This is a genomic window from Paenibacillus rhizovicinus, assembly GCF_010365285.1.
GTDB classification, from domain to species: domain Bacteria; phylum Bacillota; class Bacilli; order Paenibacillales; family Paenibacillaceae; genus Paenibacillus_Z; species Paenibacillus_Z rhizovicinus.
Genome location: NZ_CP048286.1, coordinates 2,712,366 through 2,725,761 on the forward strand (window position 1 = coordinate 2,712,366; position 13,396 = coordinate 2,725,761).

Genomic DNA, 13,396 nt, shown 5'->3' on the forward strand with positions numbered 1-13,396 from the left:
ATTAGTAGATCTCGATGCTGCCGCCGTCGATGACGCGAATGGCCTCGCCATCCGCCTGCAGCTGCCGCATGTCTGCCATCAGCTGCAACAGCGCGGCATCCTTCTGCTTCGCCTCGATCATGACGTCGAGCTGCGGAATCGAGCCGTTAACGCCGCGCAGGAAGCGCAGCAGCGGTCCGGCCTCGACGTTGTCGGCATGACCGCGCGGGTCCCGCTCGCTCTTCGGGCTCGATACATGCAGCTTCGGCGCGAGAGGCAGCGGCTGCCCGTCCGGTCCATTCCACGTGCGTACTATGCGCGGCCACAGCTCGTCATGCAGCGCCGCTTCGCTCTCGCCGCCGTCATTGACCGCGTGATGGTGGATATCGAGCACCATCGGCGTACCGACGGCCTCGGCCGCCGCAAGCGTTTCGCGCACGGTGAACGTCTTGTCATCGTTCTCCAGCGTAATGCGATTCCGAAGCCTGTCCGGCAGCGCGCCGAACTGGGCAATGAACCGTTCCAAGGAGGTGGGCTTGTCCCCGTAGGCGCCGCCGACATGAATATTGCATTTGGTCATCGGGTCCAGTCCCATATGCTCCAGCATCGTGACATGGTAATTTAAATCTTCGGCCGATTTGGCCAGCACTTCGGGCCGCGGCGTGCTGAACACGCAGAAATGATCGGGATGAAACGACAGCCGCATGCCTTTCTCTTTGGCATACCGACCGACATCCGCGAACGCTTCTTCGAGCGCCGGGTAGGGGTTCCAGTCCTTCAGCGCGTCATGCGTCGCAAGCGGAATCAGTTTGGATGTCATGCGGTACACGTAGACGTCGTGACCGACGCAGTGCTTCATGATTCGCAGCGTCGTCCGCAGATTCTCCTCCGCAATCCGCTCCAGACGGCGCAATGCCGCTTCCCGGTCATCCAGCTTGGAGAACGTCGCATACGTCATCGTCCGGGACGGGGACGTCTTCTCCAGCAGCACGCTCATCGCAACGAACCCGAAGCGGACAATCATGCTTGTTGGTCTCCGAAGAACATTTCATACGCCAGCGCCGTTTGCACGCGCGCTTCTTCCTCCGTCAGCTTGCGGACGAGCTCCATCTCGACCTGCGTCACTTCTTCGCCTTGAAAATTGATTTCGGCGATGGACACGAGAATGCGCACGATGGCGATCGCTTCGTTGTCCGGCGTGTAGGCGATCACCTTCTGGCCGGTCGGGTAAACGCGGAAGCCGCTTTTGACCATTTTGCCGCGGCCATACTCCAAGAGCTCGTACAACTCCTGCTTGGACTTGAATTTGCAGACCGAATTAAACTCCGATTGAAATCCCATATGTATGACCTCCTAAAAGTTTTGCGGGCGGAGCCTCGCAGCCGGGAATCCGGCAAGTAAGCAAAACTGCTTCGTAAGCATAAGCTTACGTTTTGTGGAGCGGAGCCTCGCAGCCGGGAATCCGGCAAGTAAGCAAAACTGCTTCGTAAGCATAAGCTTAAGTTTTGCGGGGCGGAGCCTCGCAGCCGGGAATCCGGCAAGTAAGCAAAACTGCTTCGTAAGCATAAGCTTACGTTTTGTGGAGCGGAGCCTCGCAGCCGGGAATCTGGCAAGTAAGCAAAACTGCTTCGTAAGCATAAGCTTAAATTTTGCGGAGCGGAGCCTCGCAGCCGGGAACCCGGCAAGTAAGCAGCGCTAACGAACCCAAATAACGCTATTTGCCCGTATTGCTGGCCTTCTGCAACGTAACGAACCTCAGCATCGCTATTCGGCTAATTAACCCACTAAATAGTCCGTTTTAATCGAAATAAGGCTTCTACGATTCCTTATCCCGTTTCGAACGTTCATTTTGCCCGTTTAAGGCTCGTACGATTCGTTAGCGCAATTAGTGCAGCCCCACGCAACCGTGGAACCCGGTGAAGATATTGCGAAATACACACGCGCGGCCACCAGCCCGCCAGTTCACACGGCCACCAGCCCTGTCGCTCCACCAAGCCACCAGCCTCACCAGCTCACCTCGGCCTACCAACGCCATCGCTACACCCGGCCCACCAGGCCACCAGCCCGCCAGTTCACACGGCCACCAGCCCTGTCGCTCCATCAGCCTCACCAGTTCACCCGGCCTACCAGCCCTGTCGCTCCACCAAGCCACCAGCCTCACCAGTTCCCTCGGCCTACCAGCTCCGTCGCTACACCCGGCCCACCAGACCGCCTGCCCCGCCAGCTCACCCGGCCACCAGCCCCGCCAGCTCACCTCACCCGTCAGTCCCACAGCCCCGTCCACCAAAGAGCAGAAAAAATCCGGCTTAATGCTAAGCCGGACCTCCTCCGCTGTAATCGATGCGCTGCTTCTCGGCATGGCGCGAGATCGCCAGCGCGATCAGCGTATCCAACAGCTCCGTATACGGCACGCCGCTTTCTTTCCACATCAGCGGATACATGCTGTACGGCGTGAAGCCCGGCATCGTATTCACTTCGTTGATGAACAGCTGGCCGTCTTCCTTGCGCAGGAAGAAATCGACGCGCGACAATCCCGAGCCGTCGATCGCCTGGAATGCGCGGATCGCCATCTCCCGTACGGACTCCGATACTTCTGCCGGGATATTCGCCGGGATATGCATCATCGATTTGCCATCGACATACTTCGCTTTGTAATCATAGAACTCGCTCGAGGATGTGATCTCCCCGACCACGGAAGCCCGCGGCTCGTCGTTGCCGAGCACGCTAACCTCGATCTCGCGCGCGTCCACGAACTCCTCGACGATGACCTTGCGGTCGAAGCGCAACGCGTATTCTACGGCTGCAATCAGTTCCTCGCGGTTGCGCGCCTTCGAAATACCTACGCTAGAACCCAGGTTCGCCGGTTTGATAAAGCATGGATAGCCGAGAGCAGTCTCGATTTCCATGATGTAGTAGGACTCATCCTTCTCCCACTGCGTCCGGTTGAAATACCTGTAAATGCACTGCGGCAGGCCGTCTTGAGCGAACACTTTCTTCATCGTGATCTTATCCATGCCGACCGCGGAAGCTAGCACGCCCGCTCCAACGTACGGAATGTTCGCCATTTCGAACAATCCTTGGATGGTGCCGTCTTCGCCGAACGTACCGTGCAGCAATGGGAACACGACGTCAAGGGCGCCGCCTTCACCGGCTGCGTTCGCCACGCTGTTCACGGCCGACGTGACGGAAGAGATCTTCACTTCGGCCGGAACCGCCGAAATCGTCGCGTCGGCAGCCGCTTCCGGCTCCAAACCGCTGCCGCTGAATACCGGCATGAGCGCATCCGTGCCGACGATGGCATCGCCGCCGCCAAGCCGCAGCGCGGCCAAATCCGATGGCGCCGCGAGCAGGGTTTCCCCCGAGCGCCATTCGCCCGATTTCGAAATATAGAAAGGTTGGATTTCGTATTTGCCGTAATCAAATGCTTTCATGACCGCCAAGGCCGTTTGCAGCGAAACTTCATGCTCGCCGGAGCGCCCTCCGTAAACCAGCCCTACGCGCACTTTCTCCCCCATGATTCAATCCTCCGGTTACGTATAAATTTCCCACACAGGCGGGTTGTCATTCCACTGGGCTTGAAGCGCACTCAAGATGAAACGGCTGTCGCCGTCCTTCTGGCGGCGCGGCGCGTTTCATCCCCGAGAAATACAAGTCGATGAATAAAGTGGAACTTACACATTCTTGTATTTTAAAACTCATCCGCGATATGGAAAAAACGGTACTTGGTGTTCTCCGTCCATGCATAGGAATCTTGATAATCCCAATAGCGATGGCGGCTTGGCACCGTATTCGCATTCACGAGCGGCATGCCGGCAGCATCGAACGCGGTCACGACCGTGCTGTGCTGATACCGGTTGTCGCCGCCCCAATCGTAGATAATAACATCGCCGAGAGCGAGTTGATCCGCCGATTCGACGACCGTTGCCCGCAGTACCCCGTTGTGCGGAACCGACAAATAATGCTGCAGCGCGTTCGCCACAGCCCAGCTGTAGCTCCAATTTTCCCGGCCGCCGCTGTACCCGCGGTACCACCAGCCGGAAGCCCTTTTACCAGTATAGTTCATCGGTGCGTTGCCTGCAAAGAGACACTGGGAGATGAAATTGGTGCAGTTTACCTCGAAATTTTCGTAAGCGGGATTCGGCTCGTTCCACCAGCGGTCGGCATACGCGGCGGCCAAATCGCGCCTGTAACGGATTCCAGCCCGCCCATGTTTGAAAAACGGCAAAACATCATAATTTATATAAGGTATGGACTGCGGCTTGCTTTCCGCGGCCAGCGCCTGCTCGTCGGCGAATTCGCCGGCATGGCTGGAATGGGACGAGCTGAACCGCGGCCGGCGCTCGGAAACGATCGGCTCGACGCGGGAGATGACATAGTCCCCGTCTTCGGCCGCCAGCCAAAGCCGCTCGCGGTCGAAGCGTTCCTCCAAATACGTGCGCCCGCGATGCTCGATCGTACGTTTGACGCGGAGTTCGATGAGCACGCACACCTCGGACAGCGTGCCGGATTCGCTGATCCGCAGCAGCTCGGCGCTCGTCTCGCTCCGGGAAGGCAGAATGCCGCGCAGCAGCTCTTGTTCGCGCAGCCGGCCGAGCCGCTGGCCGAACCGGTACAAGTGGTCCCCATCGGAGATGACGGCATCGAATGGGGCGGCGTAACGGTCGATCTCGGCTTGATTGTACAGCTTCACGTAACGGTGAATAGCCGCCTTCCAACCCTCGGACTTGGCCGTATCCGGCGGTTCGCCGCTGACTTGCGCAAGCATCGCGCTTCCTGAACTGCCCGCGCCGTGCAGCCGCACGGGCGGCGCCGAAACACGGCCCGGCGGCTTGCCGGCCGCGCTTTTATTCGTTACTGTCTTGCCTGTTCCGGGTCGTACTCGCGATCGCGGCACCTGTGATTCCTCCCCGCACGTCCGTTATTGGAATAAACCTCCCAGCTCATGGGCGGAATAATGCTGGTTCATTATATGAGCAAGAAGGCCGTTTCATGTGAATAAACGCTTGATCCTCGTCCGGTTTCCAGGTAAAAAAGGGCGCCGGATCCCCGTCAGCAGGCGATATTTGGTCTTTCCTATTTGCTCGAAAACCGCTATACTTACATTATGAAGTGTTTATGAAATTGTGTTTCACAGAGTGAAACCGAAACACGCAAATCAAGGAGGCGCGAAGCGCAATGACAAAGCAAAACGAATACTCCGTCCGCGAATCGCTGTCGGTCGGCGGCAAGCAGTATGCTTACTACCGTCTGGGCGGATTGGAAGAGCAAGGCCTGGGTAAAATTTCGAAACTCCCTTTCTCCATTAAAGTGCTTCTTGAAGCAGCCGTTCGTCAATTCGACGGACGCGGCATTACCAAAGAACATGTGAAGCAGCTCGCAACTTGGGCTGACGGACGCGAAGACAAAGAAATTCCGTTCATTCCTGCCCGTATCGTCCTGCAGGATTTCACCGGCGTACCGGTAGTAGTCGACTTGGCGGCGATGCGCGATACCGTGAAGAAATCGGGCGGCGACCCGAAACAAATCAACCCGCTCGTACCGGTTGACCTTGTAATCGACCACTCCGTCATGGTCGATGCTTTCGGAACGCCGGAAGCACTTGAATATAACATGGACATCGAGTTCAAACGCAACGGCGAACGTTACCGTTTCCTTCGCTGGGCACAAACGGCGTTCGATAACTTCCGCGCGGTTCCGCCGGGTACGGGTATCGTTCACCAAGTCAACCTGGAGTACTTGGCATCCGTTGCCGCTACGAAGACGGTTGACGGCGAAACTGTCGTATATCCGGACTCCCTTGTAGGCACGGACTCCCACACGACGATGATCAACGGTCTTGGCGTAGTCGGCTGGGGCGTCGGCGGCATCGAGGCGGAAGCCGGCATGCTCGGCCAACCGCTGTACTTCGTAACGCCGGAAGTTATCGGCTTCCGTCTGACCGGCAGCCTGGCAGAAGGCGCTACGGCGACTGACCTTGCCCTGACAGTTACGCAAATCCTTCGTAAAAAAGGCGTTGTCGGCAAATTCGTCGAGTTCTTCGGCCCTGGTTTGTCCAACATCAGCCTTGCTGACCGTGCTACGGTTGCCAACATGGCTCCTGAATACGGCGCAACGGTCGGCTACTTCCCAGTCGACAACGAAACGCTGCAATTCCTGCGCTCCACAGGCCGTACGGAAGATCAAATCGCGCTTGTTGAAGCTTACTATACGGCTCAAGGCATGTTCCGCACGGACGATACGCCTGAACCGACATTCTCGGACATCGTTGAACTCGACTTGTCCACGATCGTGCCATCCCTTGCAGGTCCTAAGCGTCCGCAAGACCGCGTTGAGCTGACGGCGATGAAAGAATCGTTCAACAGCATCATCCGCACGCCGATCGACAAAGGCGGCTACGGCCTCTCCGACAACAAAATCGAAGAGTTCGTCGAAGTGAAACACACGAACGGCCAAGTAAGCAAAATGGGCACGGGCGCAGTCGTTATCGCGGCTATCACGAGCTGCACGAACACGTCCAACCCAAGCGTTATGATCGGCGCGGGTCTGGTAGCGAAGAAAGCCGTTGAGCGCGGCCTGACGAAGCCGGCCTACGTGAAGAGCTCCCTGACGCCGGGTTCCCTGGTCGTAACGGACTACCTGAAGAACGCCAACCTGCTTGAGCCGCTGGAAGCGCTGGGCTTCTACCTTGCAGGCTACGGCTGCGCGACTTGTATCGGTAACTCCGGTCCGTTGCCGGACGAAGTAAGCAAAGCAATCGCGGACAACGACATGACGGTTGCAGCCGTACTGTCCGGTAACCGTAACTTCGAAGGCCGCGTGCATGCGCAAGTCAAAGCGAACTACCTGGCATCGCCGCCGCTCGTCGTCGCTTATGCGATTGCCGGAACGGTCAACATCGACCTGTCCTCCGATCCGATCGGTTACGACGGCAACAACCAGCCTGTCTACCTCAAAGACATCTGGCCGACGTCCAAAGAAATTTCGGATGCCATGGCTTCGGCAATGAGCCCGCAAATTTTCCGCGACAAATACGAGAACGTCTTTACGCAGAACGAGCGTTGGAACGCAATCGACGTACCGACTGGCGAGAGCTACGAGTGGGACGACAAATCGACCTACATCCAAAACCCGCCGTTCTTCGAAAACCTCGGCTCCGACATCGGCGACATTGCGGATATCAAGAGCTCGAGCGTGCTGGCACTGCTTGGCGATTCCGTTACGACGGACCATATCTCTCCTGCAGGTAACATCAAGACTGACAGCCCTGCCGGCGAATACCTGATCAAACACGGCGTAGACAAAGTGGACTTCAACTCCTACGGATCGCGCCGCGGTAACCATGAAGTCATGATGCGCGGTACGTTCGCGAACATCCGCATTCGTAACCAGGTTGCCCCTGGCACGGAAGGCGGCGTAACGACTTACCTGCCGACGGACGAAGTGATGTCCATCTACGACGCATCCATGCTGTATCAGAAGAGCGGCAAGAACCTCGTCGTTATCGCCGGTAAAGAGTACGGCACGGGAAGCTCCCGCGACTGGGCGGCCAAAGGCACGTTCCTGCTCGGCGTCAAAGCCGTCATCGCTGAAAGCTTCGAGCGGATCCACCGTTCCAACCTGGTAGGCATGGGCGTTCTGCCTCTGCAATTCCAAGAAGGTCACGGCTGGAAAACGCTGAACATCACGGGACGCGAAACGTTCGACATCGTCGGCCTGAGCAACGACGTTCAACCGGGTCAAACCGTTACGGTCGTCGCAACGCGCGAAGACGGTACGACGTTTGAATTCCCTGCCATCGTTCGTCTGGATTCCCTAGTCGATGTCGACTACTACCGGAACAGCGGTATCCTTCAAACCGTGCTCCGTCAAATGATTGCGGCTAACGCAGCGAAGTAAGTCACAGCCAAATAAGTGATGGCAATTCAATATTGCCATGCCATACAACGGGCCCGCTCTTCATTGAGCGGGCCCGTTTGTTATATGTTAAAGCTGCTCGGTCCTGGAGTTGATTCCCTTCAGTTTCCTTAGCATGCCGAAGAAATTATCCGCGTATTTCGTGCAGGAGAAATGCGCTTTGATATGCGTTTCCGCTTGATCGATGATCGAATTGCGCAAAGGGATGTCGCGCATCAGCGACTGCGCTTCCGCAAATGCCTTATTGATATTGGTCCTCGGGTACAGCTTGCCGGTTACGTCGTGCACGAGGAACCTTCGGATGCCGTCGGAATCCGTCGTCAGTACCGGACAGCGGCAAAGCATCGCTTCCGCGACGGCGTAACCGAATCCTTCGAGGATGGAAGTCGACAGCAGCAGCCCGCCCGAATCGCCGATGATGGAGAAATAATCCGCCATTTGCTCATGGGGCACGTTCGCGTGCATGACGAGCTTCTGCCGCAGCTGCAAACCGTCCACCCACTTGTCGAACATCGCCTTCTCGCGCGGCTCGCTCAAGCTCGGATCCCCGAATATCCAGAGATACCCCTCCGGATGCTGATTGAGGAGCCTTGCGCCGATCAGCAGGAAGTCTCGCCAGTTCTTGTTCTCCTCGATGCGACCGACCCATCCGATAATCGGAAACGGCTTCGGCGGATAGGCGGCATAGCCGAAATCCTGCGTATCCAGCGGATCGTCGAAACAGAAGTGGGGGAGGTTCGGCAGATGCTCCGGCAGCAGCTGCTTCAGATGGCTCGTTTGCGGATACAGGACCGCATCCGCCGTTTCCATCACGCGGGCAGAGATGTCTTTCAGAATCGCGTTTGCCGTCTTCAGCGTGCCGAGCCCCTGGATTTCGAAAATAAGCAGCCCTTGATAGCCTACTTTTCGCATGAGCATCAGCAGCGTCACATCGGTGCAAACGACGATGATATCATACTTCTCGCGCTCGATCAGGCGCCGGATGGCTTCTTCCTCGTTCATGATGAAGGTTGGAATATCTTTGATATTCTTGCGGCCTTCGCCGTCGATGGAGTATAGCAGGTGGCACTCGGCATGCTTTTGTTTCAACGCTTTGCAGCGGATGCGGTTGAGCGTCTCCATGCCGCCGCTCGGATTATAGAAGGTGAAGAGCATTTTCATACGAGATCACTCATTTGCATGTAATGATTTTTCACGTAATCGACGAGATAATCCCTGCGGAACAACTCGTCGTAGATGGCAGCGTTGTCGTGGGCCGCCATGCTCGCATGGCGATAGCCGAGCTGCGTACGGTCCGGGGTGTAGTAATTGGACATGACTTCGGGCGCCGCTTTCTGCATTTCATCGTACATGATCGACAAATTCATCGCATCCGTAAATTGGTTCTGACCGAGAATCAAGCTGTACGGCGTCTGAATCATCTGCACGGCGTGCAGCAGCGCCATGGGCCTGCTCGTGTTCGGAAACCATTTGAAGTCCGTCAGCGGATGCGAAATGCTCGATAATTCGGCCGTAACCCGCATATCCGGAGATAAATCCAATACATAGCATATATAGTTACTGAAGGTCTGTTCGTAAAGGTTCTCGATGCGCTCGATGGCCTGCGCGTTCGCTTCCTTCAATGGATATAAGATCGTTATGGCCGGCGCGATCCCTCTGCGCGTCCGTGCCCGGTGTCTAGCCAGGTGATACGTATACCGCCATTTGCGGTGCTGGGCAACCGTCTGCAGCATTGCCGATACGCTGAGCGCGGAGTTCACGCGGTACTCGATGAGCTCCACGGGAATATATTTGATTTCGCAATGCTCGGTGAGACGGAGCCAATAGTCGTAATCTTCTACAGGCACGAGCTCGTAGCCGTCGATCAGCCTGGCATAGCGGGATTTGTACATAAAAGAAACGCCGATCAGAGAAGAGTCCAGCAGCTTCTCCGTAGGCTGCGATTGGTATTGCCGCTGCGCGGCCAGCGTCTGCTCGTCATAGAGCTGCACGCCTTCGTCGTTAATGCCTTGGAACGAGCTGTATGCGAGGCCCAGCTCTTCCGGCCCTTTCTTAAGCGCATGGCGAAGCGTCTCGAGAAACCTCGGATAGTAGACGTTGTCGCTGGAGACCCAAGTCAAGTAGTCGATGCCGGAGGTATCCAGCAATGGTCGGAAGCCCGTATTGAGCGCGGCCGCGACGCCTTGATTCACGCCATGCGACAGGATTGCCGCCCGGCGGTCGCCGTTCAGAAACTTCCTGACGAGCGGCTCCATTTCCGGTGCGCCGTCAATGACGACGATCAATTTGAAGTTCTGGTACGTTTGCTTCAGCACAGAATCCAGCGCCGCCTCGAGGAAGGCCGGCTTTTGCTTATACACGGGCATTACGATCCCTAAATCGACCATGTTGTCACTCCTTCCGCCGCAACCATCCTGTACTATTGTATTGAAGCGGCAAAAGTTTGCTTGTGCGGCTATCCTGTGAGGCGCCGGATTCCGCGCTATGTAAACGACCGCCATGATGCGCGAAAGGAGCCAACGAATGCGTTAGCTCCCATTTGCGCGTTTCACCGTTTATTAGCCTGCTATCAAGGCGTTGTCGAAAGAAGCGAAATAACCGTCATTTCCTCTTGCAGCACGCGATGTCCGTCCACCAAATTACCGAACTCGTCCACTCCGAACGTGGATAAGACGACTTCGGTCAACGGGTTGATGACGCTCAATTGCACTTCATAAGCACTATCGCCGCCTATGAAAAATTCGCGCTTGTCGCCCGATTTCCCTGCCAGCATGAAGCCGGACAGATATGCCAGCGTGAGCGGCATCGAGTCCGACACCACGTAAACCTCAATAATAATCAATGCTTCGACGTTCGTGATATTACGCGCATTGACGAAAACGGTAGAAGCGGCGGTTCCGAGTGCTCGGGTGTTCGTAATAAGACCTGTTGAATATGGCATATTATTCACCCCCTCCATCTAGCACTACCAATTTATTCCCAGTAGATTTAAAAGTTTCGAGACGATTCTCCTTCTCGTTCCGCCCTTTTTGCGTTCGTAGACGCAAGCATAGGTCAAAACTCCGCGATTTCAATAGAATGCATATAAAGAGGATGAAACGGCTGACTCCGGCCTCGAGGGGTAGGAATTTTCTTCCAGCATCAAAGGGAGGAACATGATGACGAATTTCAACTTTCAGGTCACGCCCAACGGCAATCCAAAATTCGAGCCGAGCGTAGCCGTCAACCTGCTCATTACGGGCATCATGGTCGCCGTGGCCGTCGATACGACGACGGGCGTCCCGTTGATCGGACTCTACCGGTCGCTAGATGGCGGATTCAGTTGGGCGAACAGCTTGCTGCCGCTGCCTGCGGGCTTCACCGGCGCGGAAGCGCCCGTCGTTTCTTACGGTTTCCCGAACTTATTCACCGTCGCCGCCCATGTATTCCCCGGACCGGATTCCGGGACGACCGTTGCGTACTTCTCGACTGACAACGGCGCGACGTTCAGCGCACCCGTCATCATTGCGCCCGGATTCGGAACGTATATCAACAACGACGAAACGAACGTGGTCATCGACACGTCCCAATCGAGCCCTTTTCTCGGCAACACGTACATCAGCTATAACCATCAATTCAACGTCGCGAACGGCGGCAACTCGACGGCATTCGTTCAAGCGCTGCAAAGCAACAGCACGGTGTGGAGCCAGCCGATCCTGCTCTCGGCCGAATCCGACCAGGTCGAACGTCCCGACATCACCGTCGACTTGACGGGGAATGTCTTCGCCGCTTGGGTGACGGTCAATCCGAGCTTCAGATTTATCGTGCGCGTTTCCCTCGACGGCGGCCGAACGTTCGACGGCGCGGTGGTCGTCTCCAACGTCGTGCCGGTTCCGTCGCCGCTGCCCGTCGTCGGCTATAACTTCCGCGTGCTCACCTTCGCCGCGATCTCCTCGGATCGCTCGGTCGGACCTTTCACCGGTACCGTATACGCGATCTGGCAGGATAATCGGCAGGGCTACGCCGACATCTTCATGGCCAAACGCAATCCGAACGACGGCTCCTGGTCGGCTCCCGTCAGCATTACGGGCGCGCCGGCCGGCTCGCAGAACTTCTTCCCGGACATCGACGTGGATCCGCTCACGGGCGTAGTCAACGTCATTTATTACAGCAATCAAATAAATGGCTTCGATCTGGACGTGTACGTGGCGAGGTCGATTAACGGCGGGGCAACCTTCACGAACACCCGGATTACGAACCAATCGTTCAATCCCAACGGCAACTCTCCCGTTCCCGTGCCGCTGATCGGCGATTATATTTCGATTACGAGCGTTCCGCCCGGCGGCTACATCGGTGTTTGGCTCAGTACGCAGCCCGTCGGCACGCAAAACATCTTCGCCGGTTACTCCGACACAATCATTACACCTTGACTACTACACTTGACGGCTGCAGCTCCGAAGGCAGCAAAAAGAGCGGCGTCCCCGTGCAGTCGAATTCGACTGTCCGGAGACCCGCTCTATTCTTTTTGTCCGATGCTCGTCCGCGCGCCTCGGATTATTTCAACATGGAACCGAGCCGGTGCGCCGCTTCCATGACGGCAGGCGCCTGCTCGCGCATCTTCTCCGGCGTCAGCCGGTTCGCCGGACCGGAGACGGAGAGCGCGGCGACCAGCTTGCCCGTACGGGAGAAGATCGGCGCCGCGACGGCCGCAGCCCCCTGCTCGCGCTCCTCCACGCTGGTCGCGTAGCCGAGCCGGCGCCAATCCTCGAGCTGCTCGCGATACTGCAGCCGGTCGAAGGAAGCCGGCCATGACTCGTCCTGCAGCAGCTCCTCGCACTTGGCCGGCTCCTCGAAGGCGATCAGCACTTTGCTGGACGCTCCGACATAAAGCGGCAGTCTTGCGCCGATCGGAGCAACCCGGCGAATCGCCTGAATGCTCTGCACGGCCTGAATCCGTATCCGTTCGTTGCCGTCGCGCAGATAGAGGCTGACCGTCTCGCCAAGCATATCGCGCAGCCGTTCCATCTCCGGCAGCCCGATGACCGCGGGGTCGTCCGCACCCGACATGTTAGCCGACAGCTCCCAAATGCGCAAACCGAGCCGATAGCGGTCCGACGCGGCGTCCCGCGCCACGAAACCCCGCTGCTCGAGCGTAGCCAGCATGCGGTGGACGGTGCTCTTGTGCAGGCCAACCTGCTCGGCCAGCTCCGTCATCGCCCATTCCTTCCGGGCGGTAAAACAAAGCAATAAATCCAGCGCGCGTTCTACGGCGCGAACCGTCGATTTGCCATCCTCCGTCATAGGCCTTCTCCCCCAGTCATCGGTTTCACTGAGTGAAACTTAATTACAGCCAGTATAACGCAAATCGCCCCCTGCGGTAAAGCGCGCGGCCTTATTTTACAGCAACATTACAAGAGCGTAACAAGTTGTCGACATACATTGACAGGCTGGCGGTTCCGCCATAACATAGGAATACAGAACTAGTAGTAAGCGCTTACAAATGTACGGTCATATATAGAGGGGG

At 57.0% G+C, this 13,396-nt stretch carries 10 protein-coding genes; 2 read left to right on the forward strand and 8 right to left on the reverse strand.

From position 1 onward, the window contains the following. Position 1: 1 nt before the first annotated feature. The 4 genes from uvsE to GZH47_RS12175 all read right to left on the reverse strand — a co-directional run bounded on the left by uvsE (position 2) and on the right by GZH47_RS12175 (position 4,873). A complete protein-coding gene (gene uvsE / locus GZH47_RS12160) occupies positions 2-1,003 on the reverse strand; it encodes a UV DNA damage repair endonuclease UvsE (RefSeq protein ID WP_162640329.1) in 1,002 nt (333 codons plus the stop codon). Continuing rightward, the gene (locus tag GZH47_RS12165; RefSeq protein ID WP_162640330.1) at positions 1,000-1,320 is read right to left on the reverse strand and encodes a hypothetical protein; all 321 of its coding nucleotides are present in this window, start codon (positions 1,318-1,320) and stop codon (positions 1,000-1,002) included. Before GZH47_RS12165 ends, uvsE begins: the two co-directional genes overlap by 4 nt. 971 nt (positions 1,321-2,291) lie before the next feature. Next, positions 2,292-3,494 carry a D-alanine--D-alanine ligase gene (locus tag GZH47_RS12170; protein WP_162640331.1) on the reverse strand — a complete coding sequence of 401 codons (1,203 nt, stop codon included), beginning with the start codon at positions 3,492-3,494 and terminating at the stop codon, positions 2,292-2,294. A gap of 173 nt (positions 3,495-3,667) precedes the next feature. After that, positions 3,668-4,873: an amidase domain-containing protein gene (locus GZH47_RS12175; RefSeq protein ID WP_225446459.1), complete on the reverse strand. Its 1,206-nt coding sequence runs from the start codon at positions 4,871-4,873 to the stop codon at positions 3,668-3,670. A 281-nt stretch (positions 4,874-5,154) separates the two neighbouring features. Between GZH47_RS12175 and acnA the strand changes: the two genes are divergently transcribed. Continuing rightward, entirely contained in the window at positions 5,155-7,875 is a 2,721-nt protein-coding gene (gene acnA, locus GZH47_RS12180; RefSeq protein ID WP_162640332.1) for an aconitate hydratase AcnA, read from the forward strand. An 87-nt stretch (positions 7,876-7,962) separates the two neighbouring features. Here the strand turns inward: acnA and GZH47_RS12185 are convergent, their stop codons facing one another. From GZH47_RS12185 to GZH47_RS12195, 3 genes are all read right to left on the reverse strand, one after another. Next, positions 7,963-9,054 (reverse strand): glycosyltransferase family 4 protein, encoded by a 1,092-nt coding sequence (locus tag GZH47_RS12185; protein WP_162640333.1) that lies wholly within the window; start codon positions 9,052-9,054, stop codon positions 7,963-7,965. Then, a complete protein-coding gene (locus GZH47_RS12190) occupies positions 9,051-10,280 on the reverse strand; it encodes a glycosyltransferase family 2 protein (protein ID WP_162640334.1) in 1,230 nt (409 codons plus the stop codon). Before GZH47_RS12190 ends, GZH47_RS12185 begins: the two co-directional genes overlap by 4 nt. A gap of 182 nt (positions 10,281-10,462) precedes the next feature. Further along, positions 10,463-10,834 (reverse strand): hypothetical protein, encoded by a 372-nt coding sequence (locus tag GZH47_RS12195; RefSeq protein WP_162640335.1) that lies wholly within the window; start codon positions 10,832-10,834, stop codon positions 10,463-10,465. 214 nt (positions 10,835-11,048) lie between these two features. Between GZH47_RS12195 and GZH47_RS12200 the strand changes: the two genes are divergently transcribed. Next, positions 11,049-12,302 (forward strand): exo-alpha-sialidase, encoded by a 1,254-nt coding sequence (locus tag GZH47_RS12200; protein ID WP_225446460.1) that lies wholly within the window; start codon positions 11,049-11,051, stop codon positions 12,300-12,302. A 124-nt stretch (positions 12,303-12,426) separates the two neighbouring features. On the opposite strand, the gene GZH47_RS12205 is transcribed toward GZH47_RS12200, so the two are convergent. Further along, complete coding sequence (locus GZH47_RS12205) at positions 12,427-13,173, reverse strand: IclR family transcriptional regulator (protein WP_162640337.1); 747 nt, start codon at positions 13,171-13,173, stop codon at positions 12,427-12,429. Positions 13,174-13,396 lie beyond the last annotated feature (223 nt).

Bases quoted from the DNA above. Each gene is read 5' to 3' on its own strand.
- GZH47_RS12200 (WP_225446460.1), top strand. From the start codon at position 11,049: ATGATGACGAATTTCAACTTTCAGGTCACGCCCAACGGCAATCCAAAA.
- GZH47_RS12165 (WP_162640330.1), bottom strand. From the start codon at position 1,320: ATGGGATTTCAATCGGAGTTTAATTCGGTCTGCAAATTCAAGTCCAAG.
- GZH47_RS12185 (WP_162640333.1), bottom strand. From the start codon at position 9,054: ATGAAAATGCTCTTCACCTTCTATAATCCGAGCGGCGGCATGGAGACG.
- acnA (WP_162640332.1), top strand. From the start codon at position 5,155: ATGACAAAGCAAAACGAATACTCCGTCCGCGAATCGCTGTCGGTCGGC.
- GZH47_RS12190 (WP_162640334.1), bottom strand. From the start codon at position 10,280: ATGGTCGATTTAGGGATCGTAATGCCCGTGTATAAGCAAAAGCCGGCC.
- GZH47_RS12205 (WP_162640337.1), bottom strand. From the start codon at position 13,173: ATGACGGAGGATGGCAAATCGACGGTTCGCGCCGTAGAACGCGCGCTG.
- GZH47_RS12170 (WP_162640331.1), bottom strand. From the start codon at position 3,494: ATGGGGGAGAAAGTGCGCGTAGGGCTGGTTTACGGAGGGCGCTCCGGC.
- uvsE (WP_162640329.1), bottom strand. From the start codon at position 1,003: ATGATTGTCCGCTTCGGGTTCGTTGCGATGAGCGTGCTGCTGGAGAAG.
- GZH47_RS12195 (WP_162640335.1), bottom strand. From the start codon at position 10,834: ATGCCATATTCAACAGGTCTTATTACGAACACCCGAGCACTCGGAACC.